This is a genomic window from Pseudomonas imrae (assembly GCF_046352735.2).
Taxonomy (GTDB): Bacteria; Pseudomonadota; Gammaproteobacteria; order Pseudomonadales; family Pseudomonadaceae; genus Aquipseudomonas; species Aquipseudomonas imrae.
Map to the genome: position 1 here is coordinate 2,822,159 of NZ_CP110853.2, position 19,682 is coordinate 2,841,840.

The window sequence follows — 19,682 nt, forward strand, 5'->3', positions numbered from 1 at the left end:
AAAGCATCGGTATCGATATACCCGGCACCCAGCGCGTCCGGACGCTACAGGCAGATGGGAACAGCCCCATCCACCTGCATTGCAGCGTCGCTGAAACTCGACAGTTGCCAACGCTCAATTGTCGTTTGCAATCGCCGTCGGGTGAGCCTTGTACCCTGGCAACGCCGCAGCATAGGCCAATGCCTGCTCACGGGAGCCAAACGACGCCAGCCGATCGTCGCGCGTACACACCCTCCACGGACCGCTATTGACCCGTACGATGGCGTAGCCATTGAGGTGCATCTTGTTCAACATGGGAATACTCATAGTCACCTCTCTTATTCCAGAGATAGTCCAGGAGTTACCATACACCCGGGCAGGGAATCGGAGCCTACCGAGCGTCGCACGCAAATAGGTTATAGGGGCATAGCGTCTACCTGGAGCAAAAATGATCACCATCAGAAAAGCCAGCCTCGATGACCTTCGCGCATTGCACGATATCGGCATCAAAACCTATTCAGAGCATTTCGCCACGATTTGGAGCCCATTGGGCATGCAGGCGTTTCTGGACAAAGACTTCGGCATACACCCCCTGCAAAAAACCCTGGAGCTGCCCGAGCAACATTGTTGGTTGCTGGCGCACGACGAAGACGCCCGCCCGGTAGGGTTTGCCAAAGTAAACTGGGCCAAGCCGCTGCCTGGCAGCAAAAAAGTCGGCGCGGAACTACAAAAAATCTACTTCCTCAAGTCTCAGCGGGCAAAGGCTATGGGCAGCAACTTCTGACGGCCGTTGATCAACTGGCACAGAACCGCAACGAGTCGATTCTTTGGCTGGAAGTGCTCAAGACCAATATCGGCGCCCAGCGTTTCTACACAGCAAATGGCTTTCAATCCTTGGCAGAACTACCTTTTCGCACCGACATTGCAGAAATCCAGATGGTAGTCATGGCGCGATATTCGTTTCGGGACTGATCACAAAGCGGCGCAGCAGTTTGCGACAGCAGCATCGGGCATAGGCAAACATAGTTATTGTCGCAGGTAAGCAAACATGTGCTGTACATAATCGGCTTTACCGAGCGGCACGCCGTTATGCCTCAGGATGTTGTAGGCCGTGACCAGGTGGAAGTAGAACTGCGGGATAGCCCAATTCACCGCGTATTCATTTCCGGTCATCTCGAACGTCAAGCCATCCGGTAGCTCAATGATGATTTGGCGCTCCGCCCCTTCATCTACTTGGGCCTGGCCCACCGCAGCAAGCACCGTCAGTGTCTGCTCGATCAACGCCTGGGCGGCAGGCAAACTTGTGGGTGTCGCCAGTGATGCCAACGGCTGTTGTGTAAGCCGCTGAACCGCCTCTTGCGCTTGAGTGCAGGCGTACTGCACTTGCCTGGCGAGGTTGTGCATATCCGGCGCAAGCCGTGCTTCAAGCAGAACCTGCGGATCGTAGCCCCGCTCAGAGGCACATGTTTGACCCTTGGCTAAAAGTGCAGACAAGGATCGCAGCATCTGGGCAAAACACGGCAGGGTAATCGAGTAGACCGACATGTCTGTTCCTTTGATTGGCAATCAGTAGAAGGAAGGTATAAAAACTTCAGACGGCTGTACAAATCCGTCGCCAGATATCACGGGTATGTGCCTGAACGCGATCTCGTTGATCAATCCGTCACCCGCAAAAATCAGATTCACCGCGTAACTGCTGTTCAAGCCAGTCAATCAACGCTCGCACCTCAAGCCGGTCTTTCCCGCCCTGTTGCCTGAAAACCGATATCGCATCGGGTAACGGGACACTTTCTGCGCAAGGTCTTACCAGCGCGCCATTTTCAATGAGTTTTGCCGTAGTCCTGCGCCAGCCCATGGCAATGCCATGTCCTTGCACAGCGGCCTGAAGCATCAAGGGGTAACTGTCAAAAAAACGGTTTTGAGGCCCGCCCGTCAATGTTTGCCCGAACACCTGCAACCAGTCATCCCATTCCATAAAGTTAGGTGGCGTGGCGCGATGGTGTAACAGCCTGTGCAGGTCAAGCTCGCTGAGCTTCAGTGATTGCCGGGCACTCACATAATCAGGGCTGCAGACCGGAAACACTTCATCTGCAGCGGTGAATGCCAAAACATGTGGTCCGCTGGGGCGTCCAGTAGTTTGCAAGGCCACATCGAAATGGTCATTGAATTCGGCCAGCGGTCGGGTGGATGTGGCCACCTGAATCTCGATGTGCGGGTGTAGCTGGTGAAATGTCGACAGACGTGGCATCAACCAGTAGAACGCCTCACACAACTGGCAGAGCAAAACCACACGGTTTTTGCCAGGCGACTCACGAAGGTAGACTGCACTGGCGCTGACGCTTTGCAGCGCGGCACTCACTACCCGTCCCAACTCACGCCCTTCCTGAGTCAGGAAGACGGCGCGGTTGCGCCGGCAAAAGAGCTTCAAGCCAAGATTGTCTTCAAGGCCACGGATCTGGCGACTGACTGCCGCCTGCGTGATGTGCAATTCATCCGCGGCCTTCGAAAAGCTCTCCAGTCGAGCAGCTGCTTCAAAGGGCAACAAACTGGCAAGCGGCGGCAATGATTTCCCAAGTGTATTCATAATCAGAGGTTATACATCCAGGGCCGAGAACTCGTTTGTAGCATATCCCGCAGGCTGTGCAACATAAGCTGAACACCTCACGGATTGGCCGGATGACCTCGACTCACTTAAACATTTTCGCCGGTGTGACGCTCGCCGTGGTCGCGACCCTGAGCTGGGCGCTGAACTTTGTTGCACCCTACGTGACAGGCGCCTACAGCATCTATGACCTGATGATTATCCGTTTTCTGATCGCAGGTGTGCTGGGCGTGGCGGTGATGGTGTGCTGTCGCTGGCAATTACGACTCCTGCCTCGTCAGCAACAGGTTCTCGCTGCAGGCCTGGGGCTGATTGGCTACCTGGGGTACAGCACGTGTATTGCCGCCGGGGTAATCTTTGGCGGCCCTGTTCTGACAGCAGCGTTTATTGGCATGGTGCCGGTGTTGCTGGCAGTGCTGGGCAACGCCACGAAAAAAAACCTGCCCTGGCGCAGGTTGGCGCTACCGCTGGCGTGTCTGAGCGTCGGGCTTGTGCTGTCGAACATCAGCAGTATCAATCAACCCATGGCCGGTGACGGTTCGTGGCCGTTGGGTTTGTTTTTCTCGATCAGCGCCGTTGCCCTGTGGCTCGCATTCAGCGTACTGAATCAACGCGCTCTGAGCCAGCTCCCGGCCCATGCAACCGCTGCCTGGACAGGCCTGATGATGGCGGGAGCCGGGCTGGGTGCCTGCTGCATGTTACCCATTGTGCTGGCTTTGGACCTTCTCAAGTTGCCACACCTTGGTTTTAGTATTTGCGTGGCAGGACAGCTTTATCTGTGGGGCCTTGTGATCGCGCTCATGTCTTCATTGATCGGGGCCTGGGCCTGGAACGCAGCGTCCCGACGCCTTCCCATGGTGCTTTGTGGCCAACTGATTGCGCTTGAATCGCTGTTTGCAACACTGCTCGGCCTGTTATTTCATGGCCGGCTACCCACTCCTCTGGAAACTTCAGGCCTTGCTGCCGTTCTCTTGGGGGTCGTCATGGCGGTTCGTATCATCCTGGTGCGAATCGAGAAACCACCCGGCACGCCAAGAAACACATGATCAACTACTAAGGGCCAGCCATTTCGAGGGCTTTGAGGGTTGGGAATGGGTGACATATCCGTTGCTGCGGTTATGACGGCTATTGGGTTCGCCCTTACGGCGACTCACTTTGGATAGAACCCAACAGCAAGATCAACGCAGGCTTGCCTGGCAGGCCTCCACTACCCGCTTCACTGTCTCCAAGGCCTTGCGCAGCGCAGCCTTGTCCACCGAGCCCAGCGCCAGGCGAATCGCATGGGGCACATGGGCGCAGACCGAGAACGGTTCAGCGGTGGACACCGATATATTTTCCCGCGCCAGCGCCATGGTGATCTGATCGGCCCGCGCGTCTTCCGCCAACGGCAACCACAAGAAATACGAGGCGTGATGACTGCGGTAATCCAGCCCCGCCAGCACTTCACCTGCAAGGACCTGTCGAGCCTTGGCATCTTCGCGCTTTTGCGCTTCCAGTTGCAGGACCGTGCCGTCGTCCATCCAGGCCACAGCGATCGCCGTCATGACACCGGGGGCGTTCCAGACGGTTGCCATGATGCTGCGCTCCAGGGCCGGCACCCAGCAAACCGGCGCGGCGATGAACCCTACCCGCAGACCGGTGGCGACACTCTTGGACAGTCCACCCACGTACACCGTGCGCTCCGGTGCCAGCTCGGCCAGGGGCGGTGGCGCATGCTCGACGAGGAAGGCGTAGGCGGCGTCCTCAATCAGCATCAACTCATACTGGCGGGCGATAGCGACGATCTGCCGACGCTGCTCGATATCCAACACCCAGCCCAATGGGTTATGCAAAGTCGGCATGCAGTACACCGCACGTACTGCACGCTTGCGGCACAGGTGTTCGAGAAAGGCCAGGTCGGGCCCTGTCGCCGTGACCGGCACCGCGACGATTTCAAGGTGCAGGGTCTCGGCCAGAACCTTGAAGCCGGAATAGGTCAACGCATCCACCGCCACCACATCACCCGGTTTGAGTAGCGCCATCATCGCCACCGTCAACCCATGCTGGGCGCCACTGACCAGCAACACCTGCTCGGCCTGCACGGTCAGCCCACGGTGCAACAGATGCTGCGCCACCGTTGCGCGCTCATGGGGCCGGCCGGCATGGGGTTGGTAACGCAACAGGGCTTCCAGGTCGCCGGACAAAGCCAACTGGCGCAGAGCCGTGCGTAACAGTTCAGCCTGGCCCGGCAAAGAGGGATAGTTGAAATTCAGATCAACCATGCCCGCCGCCACCGCGATCTGCCCCACGCCCTGCCCTGGCGACAATGCAATCTCGCGCACAAACGTCCCGCGCCCAGTCTCGCCGCTGACCAACCCCATGGCCTCCAGCTCGGCGTACACCCGACTGGCCGTAGCCAGCGCCAGCCTGTGGGTCGCCGCCAACTGGCGATGCGTCGGCAATCGAGTGCCAGGCACCAGGCTACCTGAGCGAATATCCCGGGCAAATGTATCCACCAGTGTCTTGTAGCGGGCGCGAGGCATAGGCACCGTATCCATGACAATTTTTTGATTGTCATGATTCTCAGTCATAGGATGCGCGAGACGCAACCCATCCTTTTCGAGCGCACATCTCATGGAAACTACCTCGCAGCGCAACCCAGCCGCGCGTGGCAATCGTGGCTGGATCAACGGTTTTATCGGCGTATTGATATTCAGCGGTTCCTTGCCGGCCACCCGCCTGGCCGTGCTGGAGTTCGACCCGGTGTTCCTGACCGTGGCCAGGGCGAGCATTGCCGCACTATTGGGTCTGTGCCTGTTGAGGTTGTTCAAGCAACAGCGCCCGACCCGTAGCCAATGGGCACCGCTGCTGGTCGTCGCACTCGGTGTGGTCATTGGCTTCCCGCTGCTCACGGCGCTCGCATTGCAATACGTCACGTCGGCCCACTCCATTGTGTTTATCGGCCTGCTGCCCCTGGCCACTGCGTTGTTTGGCGTGCTGCGTGGCGGCGAGCGGCCACGCCCGGTGTTCTGGCTGTTCTCGCTACTCGGTAGCCTGTTGGTGGTGGGTTACGCGTTGTCCCAAGGCTTGAACGCCGCACCTGCGGGCGACCTATTGATGCTCTTGGCGGTGCTGGTTTGCGGCCTCGGTTACGCCGAAGGCGCCAAGCTGTCCCGTACCCTCGGCGGCTGGCAAGTGATCTGCTGGGCGCTGGCAGTATCGCTGCCGGTGGTACTGCCATCAGCGGTGATACTGGCGCCCACCTCTTTTTCAGGTATCAGCCTGCCGGCGTGGCTCAGCCTGGGCTATGTATCGCTGTTCAGCATGTTGATCGGTTTTGTGTTCTGGTATCGCGGATTGGCCCAGGGCGGGATCGCCGCAGTCGGCCAACTGCAACTGCTGCAACCATTTTTCGGCCTGGCCCTGGCGGCAACCTTGCTGCACGAGCAGGTCAGTGTGGGAATGCTGGCAGTGACTGTGGCCGTGCTTGCGTGCGTGGCCGGGGCGAAGAAGTTTGCGCGATAAGGATCTGCCCATTAGGCTCGTTGACCGAACCCAAAATAATAAGGATTACCCATGCCCCCCGCTTCTTTGCAGGACATCACCGCACCAGAAGGTGTCTGTTATGGCTGCGGCGCCAGCAATCACCACGGCTTGCACATCAAGAGTCGCTGGGACGCTGACGGTGTCCACCTCGTTGCCGAGCATGTGCCTGACGCCAAGTACTGCGGCTGGCCAGATCTGGTCTACGGCGGGTTGATCGCAATGCTGGTGGACTGTCATTCAAACTGGACCGCCATGGCCTATCACTACCGCGCCGAACAGCGCGAGCCCGGCGATCTGCCGCGTATCGACTGCGTGACCGGCAACCTTGGCATCAAGTTCATCAAGCCCACACCGATGGGCGTAGTACTGACGCTGCGGGCCAGGGTCGAAGGTGAAGTCGGGCGTAAGAGCCGTGTGGTCTGCGAGGTGTACGCCGGTGACGTGCTGACGGCGATTGGCGACTCGATCTTCGTGCGGGTCGACACCGGACAATTGGCAGCGTCAGCCCATGGTCGGCCGGCGTAGGCATGGTCTACATTCAATGCCACCACCTGTAGAGGAGCTTGCCGATGACTCGCCTGACCGCCAAAGACTTTGCCCCTGAACTGCTGGAACTCTACGACGGCTATGCCCACGGTAAGCTCAACCGACGCGAGTTTCTCGACCGTGCGGCGCTGTTCACCTTTGGCGGGCTGACCGCCTCGGCGCTGCTGACCGCCTTGAGCCCAGATTACGCCTTGGCCGAACAGGTGAAGTTTACAGATCCGGACATCCTCGCCGAGTACATCACCTACCCCTCACCCAAGGGCAACGGTGAAGTCCGTGGCTATCTGGTGCGGCCAGCCACAGCCAGCGGCAAGTTGCCCGCTGTGGTTGTAGCTCATGAAAACCGAGGCCTGAACCCCTACATCGAAGACGTTGCCCGGCGCCTGGCCAAGGCCGGCTTTGTCGCTTTGGCCCCCGATGGCTTGACGTCGGTCGGCGGCTACCCTGGCAACGATGAAAAAGGTGTGGAACTGCAAAAAACCGTTGACCCCGCCAAGTTGATGAACGATTTTTTCGCCGCCATCGAATGGTTGATGCACCACGACGCCAGCACCGGAAAGGTCGGCATCACCGGTTTTTGCTATGGCGGCGGCGTGACCAACGCTGCAGCAGTTGCTTATCCGGAACTGGGCGCGGCCGTATCGTTTTACGGACGCCAGCCCGAAGCCAGGGACGTGCCCAGGATCAAGGCACCGATAATGCTGCACTTTGGCGAGCTGGATACGCGGATCAACGAGGGTTGGCCGGCGTACGAAAGAGCGTTGAAAGAGGCCGGCACCCTCTATGAGGCGTTTATCTACAAGGGCGCCAACCACGGCTTTCACAACGACTCCACGCCCCGCTACGACGAAGCCGCCGCGAACCTTGCGTGGGAGAGGACCCTAGGCTGGTTTCGTAAGTACCTGGTGTAAATCCGCAGCTTCACAGTGCTCTCGTAACCAGCCTTTGAAAGCCAGCATCGCGGGCGTCTCGGCGCGTGACTGCAAACGGGTCAGCCAATAACTCCCCGTGGTAATACCCACGTCAAACGGCTGCCGGATCACGTCCGTGGCCAAGTGTCGCGAAAACATCAGCGCAGGCGCCAATGCCACTCCCACGCCTTGCAACGCGGCTTCCATCATCGCCAATGAGGAGTCAAACACAATGCTGCGTGGCACCAGCGTATCGGCAGGCAAGCCCGCCGCCTGAAACCATTGTGTCCACTCATCGCTGCGATAGGACCGTAGCAAAGTGTGCTTGAGAAGGTCCGAGGGGCTGCGCAATTGCTCGGCTATATGCGCAGCACATAGCGCGGTGAGCGGTGCTTCCAACAATTGGCAGGCCTCGGTTCCATGCCAGGCACCGGCACCAAAGCGGATCGCGTAGTCCAGCCCTTCGGCAGCCACATCCACACGATTGTTGTGGGTGGACAACCGCAGGTCGATGAAGGGATACCGCACCTGAAAGTCTACCAGGCGCGGTAACAACCAGCCCACGGCGAAAGTGCCTACCGCGCCGACAGTCAGCACTTCGCGGTAATGCCCGCCTTCGAACTGGCCAAGGGTCTGGGCAATGCGGTCAAAGGTCTCACGCAGTACCGGCAACAGGGTTTCACCTTCACTGGTGAGCATCAGGCCACGGGGCAGGCGCTTGAAAAGTGTGACATTGAGTTGTAGCTCGAGGCTTTTGACCTGATGGCTGACCGCCGCCTGGGTCACACATAATTCAATGGCTGCCCGTGTAAAGCTCAAATGGCGCGCCGCGGCTTCGAAAGCCCGTAGTGCGTTGAGGGGCAAATGAGAACGGAGCATGGCTTAACCCAAATTTTTCTAATGATAGATGCAAGATTTCATCGTTTGCCCGAGGCCGGCAGACTGCCTACATTTGCGACGCCTGCGCAGGCAGCGGTAACACCCGATCATCCTCATGGAAGCGACCTCATCATGCACCAACATGTGCGCAACACCACAATCTTCGCCTTGTTACTGGGTGCAGGCAACTGCATGGCAGCCACCGACATTCGCCCGACAGTAGACGCCACGATCCTGCCGCTGATGCAACAGCAGGGCATTCACGGCCTGTCGGTGGCCATCGTGCAACACGGCAAGGCCCAATACTTTAACTACGGTATATCGTCAAAAGACACTCGGCAGCCGGTTACTGAAAACACTTTGTTTGAGATCGGCTCCGTCAGCAAAACCTTCACCGCAACCCTCGCCGGCTATGCAAAGGCCTGTGGCAAACTGAACTTGTCAGCCCCCGCAAGCCAGTACCTGCCAGCGTTGCGAGGCAGCTCTTTCGATCGCATCAGCGTACTGCATCTGGGTACTTATACTGCGGGAGGCTTGCCATTACAGTTTCCAGGCGATGCGGACGACAGCAGCAAGATGATCCGCTACTTCCAGCACTGGAAGCCCGATTTCGAGCCTGGCGCCCAGCGCCTCTACTCCAACCCGAGCCTCGGCCTGTTTGGTTACCTGGCAGCACAAAGCCTGAAGCAGCCATTCAACCAGGCGATGGAAAATACCCTGCTGCCAAAGCTCGGGCTCAAACACACCTATATGAACGTACCCAAGACGCAAATGGGCCTCTACGCCCAAGGCTACGACAAGCAGGACAAACCCGTGCGCGTCGAGCCCGGCGCCCTTGACGGCGAAGCCTACGGGGTCAAGAGCAGCCCTGCGGATCTCATCCACTATGTGGCCATGAACATCAATCCGACAGGCCTGGAGAAGCCGCTGCAACAGGCCATCGCCGCGACCCACACGGGTTACTACCGTGTTGGCAACACCACCCAGGGACTCGGCTGGGAAATGTACGAGTACCCGGTCAAGCTTGATGACCTGCTCGCAGGTAACTCGACGCCCATGGCCATGGAACCCCACAAGGTCGATTGGCTAACCCCGGCGCGCCCCTTGGGGGCCAATACCCTGATCAACAAAACCGGCTCTACCGGTGGCTTTGGCGCCTACGTTGCGTATGTGCCGAGCAAGGAGATCGGCATTGTGATCCTGGCCAACAAGAACTATCCCAACGCCGAACGCGTAAAGGCGGCGCACACTATTCTGGAGGCCATGAATCACTGATCCGGTTGTTCAGCCGCCTGCGCCAATAGCACCTGGATCTTCCTTCACACCGTACGCCGGGCTATCCAGGCGCTGATTGCAGCCTTGGTGCCGCCATCCCACGCTTAACAGTCCTTGACAGTTTTTCGACAAAACTGTCAAAGACCCACTTCGTCCCCCTCCCTAGCATTCGAGCATCCATCCTGCGGTGCTCGTCATGCTCCATTCCTGCGCTGTCACCCTCGCGTATCCGTGCCAACCGTCGCACTGCCGACTATCGCCTGGACCCAGGCCCAACGCCGCGCCCCGCCATACATTCCTAACCCAAACGAAGGTCATCATGAGCTCTAAAACGATCTATCTGTGCGTTACTTCGCTGTGCCTGGCCCCCTGGGCTCACGCCGCGGCCGCGCAGGACTGGCAATACAGCCTCAGCGCCGGCGTGGCCAATTTGCCTCGTTACAGCGGCAGCAACGAACGGATGACTGCGCCCTTGCTGGGGGCCGAAGTCATCAGCCCCTGGGGAATTTTTCTCGACACTGATCGAGGCCTGGGCTGGGGCTACGAGGGGCAAAGAGCCAGTTTCAGTGCTTATGTGGGCGCCAGCGCCGGGCGCAAGGACAAGAAGAAGAGCGGGCACGCGGGCTCCGATCGGCTCCAGGGCATGGGCGAAATCAAGTCACGGCCCCAGTTGGGCATCAGCGCCAGCTATTCCCTGGGTTCGGCCATTCTCGGCGCCACCCTGGAGCATGCGCTTGAACAGGACGATAAAAAAGACAGCGGCAAAGCGTTTACCTCCCTCGAACTGAGCATCGGCACCCTGCTGTATAAAGGTGACTACGGCAGCCTGGATGCCAGCCTCAACAGCCGCTTTGGCGACGGCAACTATGTACAGACCTGGTATGGCGTGACGCCAGGTCAGGCCACGCGCAGTCGCTTTCATGCCTTTGATGCCAAGGGCGGGCTGGTCAGTCGTGGGCTGAACCTGACGTGGAACCTGCCCATCAGCGAACACACACAGTTCACAACGCTGCTGGATATGCACTATCTCTCGGGCGATGCGGGCAAGAGCCCGATTGTCGAGCGGCGTTTGCAGACGTCGGTGATGGGAGTGCTCAAGTACACGTTTTGACTGAACGCTCCCGCGCCATCGGCGCGGGAGCCTTTACTCGTCATACGCCCACGTCATCCGAAACAACGCACCGCCCCATTCCGAATCCAGCACCTCAACTTGCCCGCCGTGCCATTGGCACACCCGCTGCACCAGCGCCAGTCCCAGGCCAAAGCCACCGGTGCGGCGGTCGCGACTAGCGTCCAGGCGCATGAACGGCTGGAAGATCTTCGCCCTTCCCTCCAGCGGTACGCCCGGACCATCATCGCAGACCCGCACTTCGTAACCACTGCCGAACTTGACCAGCGACACCTCGACGCGCCGGTCGGCATAACGAATCGCGTTGCGCAGCAGGTTGATCACCGCACGCGCCATAAAGCGCGGCTCAATGCGTATGAAGTCGACATCACAGGTTCGCAGCAGCAATTGCACGCCCGCCGCCTCGGCCTCCAGGGCCACGCTGCCGATTACGCTGTCGAGCCAGCTGTGGGCCTCGATGTTTTCCCGCGTGACCTGAGTCGCGCCCCGCTCCAGGCTGGCGTAGGTCAGCAGTTCGGAGACCATCTCCTCCAATTCGCCGAGGTCTGCGTACATGTCGTTGATCAACGCGCCGCTCTGGCGCGGATCTGCCTGCTGCTTGAGCTGATCCAGCTCGAACGACAAGCGCGCAATGGGGGTTCGCAGCTCGTGAGACACCGCGTTGGTCAATTCACGTTGATTGGCGATCAGGCTTTCGATGCGCTCGGCCATCTGGTTGAAGTGCCCTGCCAGCTCGCACACGGTAGAGCGGCGCGGCAGCAGGATGCGTGAGCTCAAGTCATTGTCGCCAAAGCGTTGCGCTGCCAGACGGATATGCTCCAGATCACGCCAGTGCGGGCGCACCCAAAAATACAGCACGATCGCCAGGCACAAGCCCAGCAGGCTGTAGGCCCAGACGTACAGCCACTTGGGCTCCTCGGGCAGCTTGATATTCAACAGCTGTGGGCCACCATCAATGTTGGCAATGAACTCCATGAAATCGCCACGTACCACCAACTGTCCTGCGGCCAGCAGTTTTTTCTCGCGTTCGTCGAGGGACAACTCATCTCGCTCTACCAATGCCAGTCGCAGGCCGTAATGGCGCTGCAACTCGGCCAGGCGCAAGATACGGGCATCCCCCATCACCGGGCTCAGTTGCTCGACCAAACCGTAGGCCGGGCCACGCATGGCTTCGCGGTTATAGGTTTCGTTGGCTTCGGGAAGTAACTCATCGTAGGTATAGTTGACCAGCCAGATAGCCCCCGCTAACCCCAGTGCCAGGAAAAGATAGAGGCGTAGATACAGGCGCAGCATCTAGACCTCCCAGGCAAACGGGTTGAATAGGTAGCCCTTGCCCCAAATAGTCTTGATGCACACCGGCTCACGGGGGTTGTCATTGAGCTTGCCGCGCAGCTTGCTGATATACACATCGACACTGCGGTTCAGCCCGTCGAAGGCAATGCCGCGCATGCGATTGAGAATGTCGTCCCGGGAGAGAATTTTCCCGGCGCTGCTGGCCAGCAACCACAACAGTTCAAACTCCATCGTCGTCAGGTCGATCTTTTCACCGCCCAGGCTCACCCCTCGGCAACTGCGATCAATGGCCAGGCGGCCAAACTCCAACGAACCGCGCACCGTCGGCTCGGGGAGCTGACGTCGCTGCAGGGCCCGCAGGCGTGCGAGCAGCACCGGGGGCTTGATCGGCTTGATCACGTAATCGTCGGCCCCGGACTCCAGACCGAGGATATGATCCAGATCGTCTTCCTTGGCAGTCAGAATGACGATGGGCGTATCGGACACATTACGAATCTCGCGGCACACGTGCAGGCCGCTCTGGCCTGGCAGCATCAGGTCAAGCACGACGATCTTCGGCTTGTAGTCCAGGAACACCGCCAAGGCTTCGTCGCCTCGGTACACGACTCGGACCTCAAACCCATGCTGCGAAAGAAAGTGTGCGACCAATCCTGCCAGCTTCTCATCGTCCTCAACGAGCAAGACCTTTCCAAGCCCCTGGTTTTCCATAAATTCTCAGTGTGCGCACGTGGATTGAAGTGCGGGCATTATAGGTGGCAAGCTGATCGACAAAAGCATTGGCTCTCGCTGATCGAGGAAGCTTCATGCTTTTAAGAGTTTTTAACAAATTGCCTGCAGTCTTTAACAGCAGCCACAGGGAGCTGTATGCGCAAGGATTACCTGGCTTTTTTCATCTCTCTGTTCCTGTCCCGGCTGGCGGACCAGATTCTACTGTTTATCGTGCCATTGATCGTATTCCAGACCACGGGCAGCGTGTCCTGGGCTGGGCTGGCGTTCTTTGTCGAGTCATTGCCACGCTTTTTAGCCTTTCCTGTGTGCGGAGCGCTGTGCGATAAATTCTCGCCGGTGCGCATCCTGCACGTCAGCCAAGTGTACCGGGCGCTGGCCTGCCTGGTGGCGATGGCACTTTATGGCTTGTTTGGCGGTATCTCCTGGCTGATCCTGCTCTCAGCCCTGTGCGGTGTACTGACCACCCAAGGCATCATGGCCCGTGAAGTGCTGATGCCGCATGTCTTCAAGCACTACACCTACGCCCGGACACTCTCCTACTCGCAGATAGCCGACCAGAGCGGCCTGGTACTGGGGCCGCTGTTGGCGGCGTTGCTGCTGCAAGTCTGGGCCTGGCATTGGGTGGTACTGGGGATCGCCGCGCTGTTTGTGCTGGCAGACTTGGCAATGCGGGCCTGGCAGCGCAATACCACGGTGAACCTGGAGACTTTTCAACAACAGCGGGACATCTGGCTGCAACCGCTACGCATCGCCTTCAGGCACATCCTCGCCCTGCCGGAGCTCAAGCGCATCATTGCCCTGGCTGCCGGCGTGAACCTGATCATTGGTGTGACACTGGCCACGTCTGCCGCGATGGTCACCGGTCAATACGCCGCCGACAAGGATGCCTACGCCTTGTTGCAAGCCGCTGGCGCTGTGGTGACTATCGTGATTTTGCTTTATCTCGCACGCTCCACCCTGTCCCTGAAAGTACTGGGCGGCCTGTCGTACTTGACGATTACCGTCGGGGCGCTGATCACCGCGATCAGTCCCGATCTCTGGACGTATACCTTGGGGTTTTTGCTAGTCACAGGCTTCGACAAGATGTTCAACGTCTACATGCGCAGCACTCGCCAGCGCGTGATTCCGGCACAGGATTTTGGCAAGACGGTGGGAGTGATCACCCTGCTCAACAACCTGTCCCAACCATTGGCGGGCCTGTTGATTGCAGTACTGGCGGCGCCACTGGGCACCCAAACGGTGATCATGCTCCTGACCGGAGCCACTGCGCTGATCGGCGTGGCCGTCGCCTCAGGCTGGCACGCCACTGTGAAAGCGGAACTCAACATCCACTGATTCAATCAGCTCCTGCTCGGCCGCCCTCACCCGCTCGATGACCTGAGCAATGTCTTTGGCGTCCCCGTACTGGTATGCCAGTTTCAGGTATCCCTGGAAATGTCGCGCCTCGCTTTTAAGCAGGCCGAAATAGAACTTGCCGAGTTCTTCGTCCAAATGCGGTACCAGCGCCTCGAAACGCTCGCAACTGCGCGCCTCGATAAAGGCGCCGACCACCAGGGTGTCCACCAGCTTGACCGGCTCGTGGTTGCGTACCACTTTGCGCAGTCCAGAGGCATAACGCCCAGCGGACAACTGACGCAGCTCCACCTTGCGCTTTTTCATCAAGCGCATGACCTGCTCGTGGTGCACCAACTCTTCCCGGGCGAGACGCGACATCATGTTGATCAGGTCGACATGCCCGTGATACTTGGCGATCAGGCTCAGGGCGGTGCTGGCAGCCTTGAACTCGCAGTTCTTATGGTCGATCAACAAGGTCTGCTGATCGGCCAGCGCGGCCTGGACCCAGGCAGCAGGCGTACGGCAGCCGAGGAATTCGTGGATTTCGGGCAGGTTCATCGGGCTCACGGACAAAGGATCACAAAAGACCGCCGATTATACCGACCGTGCCGCAGACCACCAGTCACCGGGCTTGATGTGCATCAACATGACGCCTGGCAGACAGCAACTATAGTTGTTCAACAGCCCTTTTCCTGGAGATCCCGACCATGCAAGCCATTCGCAGTATCCTGGTGGTCATCGAACCAGAACATTCGGAAAGCCTGGCCCTCAAGCGCGCCAAATTGATCGCCGGGGTCACCGATGCACACCTGCATTTGCTGGTCTGTGACAGGAAACACGAGCATTCGGCGCTGTTAAGTGTGCTCAAGGCCGGCTTGCAGGAGGATGGCTACAGCGTCACCACCGAACAGGCCTGGAACGACAGCCTGCATGAAACCATCATCGAGGTGCAGCAAGCCGAAGGCTGTGGCCTGGTGATCAAGCAGCACTTTCCCGACAGCCCGCTGAAAAAAGCCCTGCTGACCCCGGCAGACTGGAAACTGCTGCGTTATTGCCCTGCGGCGATGTTGCTGGTCAAGACCTCGACCCCGTGGACTGGCGGCGTGATCCTGGCAGCCATCGATGTGGGCAATACCGACACCGAACACCGTTCCCTGCACAACTCGATCATTGACCATGGCTTCGACATCGCCAGCCTGGCCAAGGCGCAACTGCATGTGATCAGTGCCCATCCATCGCCCATGCTGTCGGCCGCCGACCCGGTATTCCAGCTCAAGGAAACCATCGAGGCGCGCTATCGCGAGCAGTGCAAGGCGTTCCAGGCCGAGTTCGATGTGGATGATGCCCACTTGCATATCGAGGAGGGCCCGGCAGACGTCTTGATCCCCCATGCTGCCCATAAATGGCAGGCGGCGGTGACCATTATCGGTACGGTAGCGCGCACCGGAATTTCCGGGGCGTTGATCGGCAATACTGCGGAAGTGGTGCTGGATGCGGTGGAAAGCGATGTATTGGTGCTCAAGCCCCAGGGCCTGATGGATAAGCTGCAGGAATTGGCAACCAAACCCTGAGTCAATGAAGAACAAAGCGGGCTTGCTCGCGATTGCGGTGTGTCATCCGGTATTTACGTGACTGACCCACCGCTATCGCGAGCAAGCCCGCTCCCACATTCTGATTTGCATCATCAGCCAGATAGCGCGTCTTTTAGAAACCCCGGCGCGATATAACGCTGGTAATGTGCCTCGGACAGGATAAAAAACTCACGGTCAATGGCATCGCGCAGTTCGGGCAGGCTCCAGTCGCGAAACTCCGGCAGCAACACCATGCCGTAGGCCTCCAGATTGTTAATGACCCGAGCGCCGCGGGCGATCAACTGGTAGGCCCAACAATATTCGGATTGGTGTGGCACGAAGCGAATCTTGCGTTGCTCCAGCTGGCTGCGCAGGGTCTTGGGGTCGAAAACCTCCAGTTTGCCGGCCATTACCTGCACCAGCAGTTGCTCCAGACGCAGCCACACGGCGCGTTTCTCTTCCTCGCCATAGCCGTTCCATTGGATGACTTCATGGTGAAAACGCTTGCACCCTCGACACACGAGATCGCCGTAAACCGTGGAGCACAGGCCGACGCAAGGGGTCTTGATGGTTTGGTTGGACATGGCAACAACACGCAAATCAGCGAAACAGTGCGCCATGTTAGCCCTTTGTCTAATCTTCATCACCCTGCAAACTTGGTGCGGCAACTTACCTTTAGAATTTTTTTGCCGTAGAATCACCCGGCCTTGTAAGGCGCCAATAATCCGCTGGAAGCTGTTTTCAAAGCGTCACGAGCACAGTCGTTCCTTCAGAACGGTGTTGGCGATGGTTATAACCCGGTAGGTCAATAACCAGCGCCAACCCTCATCAGCTCCGTTCTGCAGGCGTAAAACTTTGAAAGCAGCTTCTGTGAGGAATGCCGGCAGCGCTGGCTTTGCGGCCCAAAAAGCCCCCGAGCGCATGCGTGCCGTTCATTTCTGGATGAGCGTCCCGTGGGACCACTGATGAGGGTAATAACTGTGCTTGAAGCCTACCGCAAACATATCGAAGAGCGTGCAGCCCTGGGTATCGTTCCCCAGCCGCTTAATGCCGAACAAACCGCAGGCCTGATTGAGCTGCTGAAAAATCCCCCGGCTGGTGAAGAAGAGTTCCTCGTTGACCTGATCACCAACCGCATTCCCCCAGGTGTTGACGAGGCTGCCTACGTCAAGGCCGGCTTCCTGTCCGCCCTGGCCAAGGGCGAAGCCACTTCCCCCCTGATCGACAAGAAACGCGCTGTAGAGCTGCTGGGCACCATGCAAGGTGGCTATAACATCGTGACGTTGGTCGAGCTGCTGGACGCCGCCGAGCTTGCACCTGTCGCCGCTGCCCAACTCAAGCACACCCTGCTGATGTTCGACGCGTTCCATGACGTGGCCGAAAAAGCCAAGAACGGCAACGCACACGCCAAAGGCGTGATCCAGTCCTGGGCTGACGGCGAGTGGTTCAGCAACCGCCCTACCCTGGCAGACAAGATCAGCCTGCGCGTATTCAAGGTCACTGGCGAAACCAACACCGACGACCTGTCCCCTGCTCCCGATGCCTGGTCTCGCCCTGACATCCCGCTGCACGCCCTGGCCATGCTGAAAATGGCTCGCGAAGGTATCGTGCCGGACGAGCAAGGCAAGACCGGCCCGATGAAGCAGATCGAAGAAATGCGCGGCCAGGGTTTCCCGATCGCCTACGTCGGTGACGTGGTCGGTACCGGTTCGTCGCGCAAATCGGCAACCAACTCGGTGCTGTGGTTCTTCGGCGACGACGTGCCTTACGTGCCGAACAAGCGCGCTGGCGGCTTCTGCTTCGGCAGCAAGATCGCTCCAATCTTCTACAACACCATGGAAGATGCCGGCGCCCTGCCGATCGAATTTGACGTTACCAACATGAACATGGGCGATGTGATCGACCTGTACCCGCATGCTGGCAAAGTCTGCAAACACGGCACCGATGAGGTCCTGACTACCTTCGAAATGAAGACCCCGGTGCTGTTGGACGAAGTGCGCGCCGGCGGCCGCATCCCGCTGATCATCGGTCGCGGCCTGACCGACAAGGCACGTGCTGAACTGGGCCTGGGCCCTACCGATCTGTTCAAACTGCCTGAAGCACCTGTCGACACCGGCAAAGGCTTCACCCTGGCACAGAAAATGGTTGGCAAGGCGTGCGGCCTGCCAGAAGGCAAAGGCGTTCGTCCCGGCACCTACTGCGAACCGAAGATGACCACCGTCGGCTCCCAGGACACCACCGGTCCAATGACCCGTGACGAACTCAAGGACCTGGCGTGCCTGGGCTTCTCTACCGATCTGGTGATGCAGTCCTTCTGCCACACCGCGGCCTATCCAAAGCCGATCGACGTTACCACCCACCACACCCTGCCTGACTTCATCATGACCCGTGGCGGCGTGTCCCTGCGTCCGGGCGACGGCATCATCCACAGCTGGCTGAACCGCATGCTGCTGCCGGACACCGTCGGTACCGGTGGCGACTCTCACACCCGCTTCCCGATGGGCATCTCGTTCCCGGCCGGCTCCGGCCTGGTAGCCTTTGCCGCCGCCACTGGCGTAATGCCACTGGACATGCCGGAATCGATCCTGGTGCGCTTCAAAGGCAAAATGCAACCCGGCATCACCCTGCGCGACCTGGTGCATGCCATTCCTTACTACGCGATCCAGAAAGGCCTGTTGACCGTAGAGAAGAAAGGCAAGAAAAACGCCTTCTCCGGCCGCATCCTGGAAATCGAAGGCCTGGACGACCTGAGCATCGAGCAGGCGTTTGAACTGTCCGACGCCTCCGCCGAACGTTCGGCTGCCGGTTGCACCATCAAGCTGTCGAAAGAGTCCATCACCGAGTACCTGAACTCCAACATCACTCTGCTGCGCTGGATGATCGGCGAAGGCTACGGCGATGCACGTACCCTGGAGCGTCGCGCCCAGGCGATGGAAGCCTGGGTTGCCAACCCGGAGCTGATGGTGGCCGACGCCGACGCCGAATACGCCGAAGTGATCGAGATCGACCTGGCCGAGATCAATGAGCCTGTGCTCTGCGCGCCAAACGATCCGGACGACGCCCGTCTGCTGTCCAGCGTTGCTGGCGAGAAGATCGACGAAGTGTTCATCGGTTCGTGCATGACCAACATCGGTCACTTCCGCGCTGCCGGCAAACTGCTGGATCAGGTCAAGGGTCAGCTGCCAACCCGTCTGTGGCTGTCGCCGCCGACCAAGATGGACGCTCACCAACTGACCGAAGAAGGCTACTACGGCATCTACGGCAAGGCTGGCGCGCGCATGGAAATGCCGGGCTGCTCGCTGTGCATGGGTAACCAGGCACGTGTAGAACCGAACTCGACCGTTGTGTCGACGTCGACCCGTAACTTCCCGAACCGCCTGGGTGACGGCGCGAACGTCTACCTGGCTTCGGCCGAGCTGGCGTCGGTAGCTTCCATCCTGGGTCGCCTGCCGACCGTCGAGGAGTACATGGAGTACGCGGCGAAGATCAACACCATGGCCAGCGATGTCTATCGCTACCTGAGTTTTGACCAGATCGCCGAGTTCCGTGAAAGCGCTGCAAACGCCAACATCCCGGTACTGCAAGCCTAAGATGTGTTGATGTAGCGGGTATCGAAACGCCGCGGATCGCAGGATTCGCGGCGTTTTTTTATGTCTGGAGAACCACTCCAGGACGAAAAAAATGGCTGGCGGTTGAACTTCATCAGCCCCCTACCAGATCAGGTAGTTGTCCCCCAACGCCTTGAAGACTAAAACTCTCTGCACCGTGATTCCCCATGGGATCTGCCTGCTTTGGATGTACTTCGCGCTCTAAGCCGTACTACTTCTAATAAAAAAACAGCTAAGCCTTGCCCTCGACACCTGAACCCGAGCGGCAGGGGCGTTTTCGCCCGTTTTTAAGTGCTTAAT

The 19,682-nt window shown here is 58.9% G+C and carries 20 protein-coding genes; 11 read left to right on the forward strand and 9 right to left on the reverse strand.

Going from position 1 to position 19,682, the window contains the following annotated elements:
- Nucleotides 1–114: 114 nt before the first annotated feature.
- Nucleotides 115–306 carry a DUF2188 domain-containing protein gene (locus OQ460_RS12500; protein ID WP_410017802.1) on the reverse strand — a complete coding sequence of 64 codons (192 nt, stop codon included), beginning with the start codon at nt 304–306 and terminating at the stop codon, nt 115–117.
- A 121-nt stretch (nt 307–427) separates the two neighbouring features.
- Between OQ460_RS12500 and OQ460_RS12505 the strand changes: the two genes are divergently transcribed.
- Nucleotides 428–763: a hypothetical protein gene (locus OQ460_RS12505; protein WP_410022101.1), complete on the forward strand. Its 336-nt coding sequence runs from the start codon at nt 428–430 to the stop codon at nt 761–763.
- Between the two features lie 14 nt (nt 764–777).
- Complete coding sequence (locus OQ460_RS12510) at nt 778–951, forward strand: hypothetical protein (RefSeq protein ID WP_410021992.1); 174 nt, start codon at nt 778–780, stop codon at nt 949–951.
- Nucleotides 952–1,005: 54 nt separating this feature from the next.
- Here the strand turns inward: OQ460_RS12510 and OQ460_RS12515 are convergent, their stop codons facing one another.
- Together OQ460_RS12515 and OQ460_RS12520 are read right to left on the reverse strand one after the other, a co-directional pair.
- Entirely contained in the window at nt 1,006–1,524 is a 519-nt protein-coding gene (locus tag OQ460_RS12515; RefSeq protein WP_410017803.1) for a DUF1993 domain-containing protein, read from the reverse strand.
- Nucleotides 1,525–1,642: 118 nt separating this feature from the next.
- The gene (locus tag OQ460_RS12520) at nt 1,643–2,563 is read right to left on the reverse strand and encodes a LysR substrate-binding domain-containing protein (RefSeq protein ID WP_410017804.1); all 921 of its coding nucleotides are present in this window, start codon (nt 2,561–2,563) and stop codon (nt 1,643–1,645) included.
- Between the two features lie 92 nt (nt 2,564–2,655).
- Here OQ460_RS12520 and OQ460_RS12525 point away from each other — a divergent pair, with 92 nt between their 5' ends.
- Nucleotides 2,656–3,627 (forward strand): DMT family transporter, encoded by a 972-nt coding sequence (locus OQ460_RS12525; protein ID WP_410017805.1) that lies wholly within the window; start codon nt 2,656–2,658, stop codon nt 3,625–3,627.
- A 132-nt stretch (nt 3,628–3,759) separates the two neighbouring features.
- Here OQ460_RS12525 and OQ460_RS12530 read toward each other — a convergent pair whose 3' ends face one another.
- Nucleotides 3,760–5,103: a PLP-dependent aminotransferase family protein gene (locus tag OQ460_RS12530; protein ID WP_410017806.1), complete on the reverse strand. Its 1,344-nt coding sequence runs from the start codon at nt 5,101–5,103 to the stop codon at nt 3,760–3,762.
- 91 nt (nt 5,104–5,194) lie between these two features.
- On the opposite strand from OQ460_RS12530, the gene OQ460_RS12535 reads away from it, so the two are divergent.
- From OQ460_RS12535 to yghX, 3 genes are read left to right on the forward strand one after another with little or no spacing between them, the layout of a single operon-like run.
- Nucleotides 5,195–6,085 (forward strand): DMT family transporter, encoded by an 891-nt coding sequence (locus OQ460_RS12535; RefSeq protein ID WP_410017807.1) that lies wholly within the window; start codon nt 5,195–5,197, stop codon nt 6,083–6,085.
- Between the two features lie 51 nt (nt 6,086–6,136).
- Nucleotides 6,137–6,631, forward strand: a complete 495-nt coding sequence (locus OQ460_RS12540; protein WP_410017808.1) for a PaaI family thioesterase — start codon at nt 6,137–6,139, stop codon at nt 6,629–6,631.
- A gap of 44 nt (nt 6,632–6,675) precedes the next feature.
- A complete protein-coding gene (gene yghX, locus OQ460_RS12545) occupies nt 6,676–7,563 on the forward strand; it encodes a YghX family hydrolase (RefSeq protein ID WP_410017809.1) in 888 nt (295 codons plus the stop codon).
- On the opposite strand, the gene OQ460_RS12550 is transcribed toward yghX, so the two are convergent.
- Entirely contained in the window at nt 7,534–8,442 is a 909-nt protein-coding gene (locus OQ460_RS12550; protein ID WP_410017810.1) for a LysR family transcriptional regulator, read from the reverse strand. The two genes, yghX and OQ460_RS12550, sit on opposite strands and share 30 nt — an antisense overlap.
- Nucleotides 8,443–8,574: 132 nt before the next feature.
- On the opposite strand from OQ460_RS12550, the gene ampC reads away from it, so the two are divergent.
- Nucleotides 8,575–9,717 carry a class C beta-lactamase gene (gene ampC / locus OQ460_RS12555; protein ID WP_410017811.1) on the forward strand — a complete coding sequence of 381 codons (1,143 nt, stop codon included), beginning with the start codon at nt 8,575–8,577 and terminating at the stop codon, nt 9,715–9,717.
- 319 nt (nt 9,718–10,036) lie between these two features.
- On the forward strand, nt 10,037–10,828 hold the full coding sequence (locus OQ460_RS12560) for a MipA/OmpV family protein (RefSeq protein WP_410017812.1): 792 nt from the start codon (nt 10,037–10,039) through the stop codon (nt 10,826–10,828).
- Nucleotides 10,829–10,861: 33 nt separating this feature from the next.
- Here OQ460_RS12560 and OQ460_RS12565 read toward each other — a convergent pair whose 3' ends face one another.
- The gene (locus tag OQ460_RS12565) at nt 10,862–12,139 is read right to left on the reverse strand and encodes an ATP-binding protein (RefSeq protein ID WP_410017813.1); all 1,278 of its coding nucleotides are present in this window, start codon (nt 12,137–12,139) and stop codon (nt 10,862–10,864) included.
- Nucleotides 12,140–12,847 (reverse strand): response regulator, encoded by a 708-nt coding sequence (locus OQ460_RS12570; RefSeq protein WP_410017814.1) that lies wholly within the window; start codon nt 12,845–12,847, stop codon nt 12,140–12,142. It abuts the gene before it with no gap.
- 156 nt (nt 12,848–13,003) lie between these two features.
- On the opposite strand from OQ460_RS12570, the gene OQ460_RS12575 reads away from it, so the two are divergent.
- A complete protein-coding gene (locus OQ460_RS12575) occupies nt 13,004–14,203 on the forward strand; it encodes an MFS transporter (protein ID WP_410017815.1) in 1,200 nt (399 codons plus the stop codon).
- Here OQ460_RS12575 and OQ460_RS12580 read toward each other — a convergent pair.
- Complete coding sequence (locus tag OQ460_RS12580) at nt 14,159–14,761, reverse strand: tRNA-(ms[2]io[6]A)-hydroxylase (RefSeq protein WP_410017816.1); 603 nt, start codon at nt 14,759–14,761, stop codon at nt 14,159–14,161. The genes OQ460_RS12575 and OQ460_RS12580 overlap by 45 nt on opposite strands.
- Nucleotides 14,762–14,910: 149 nt before the next feature.
- Here OQ460_RS12580 and OQ460_RS12585 point away from each other — a divergent pair, with 149 nt between their 5' ends.
- Entirely contained in the window at nt 14,911–15,774 is an 864-nt protein-coding gene (locus OQ460_RS12585) for a universal stress protein (protein ID WP_410017817.1), read from the forward strand.
- A gap of 113 nt (nt 15,775–15,887) precedes the next feature.
- Here the strand turns inward: OQ460_RS12585 and OQ460_RS12590 are convergent, their stop codons facing one another.
- A complete protein-coding gene (locus OQ460_RS12590; protein WP_410017818.1) occupies nt 15,888–16,358 on the reverse strand; it encodes a DUF1289 domain-containing protein in 471 nt (156 codons plus the stop codon).
- A gap of 396 nt (nt 16,359–16,754) precedes the next feature.
- Here OQ460_RS12590 and acnB point away from each other — a divergent pair, with 396 nt between their 5' ends.
- Entirely contained in the window at nt 16,755–19,364 is a 2,610-nt protein-coding gene (gene acnB, locus OQ460_RS12595; RefSeq protein WP_410021993.1) for a bifunctional aconitate hydratase 2/2-methylisocitrate dehydratase, read from the forward strand.
- Nucleotides 19,365–19,682: the final 318 nt, after the last annotated feature.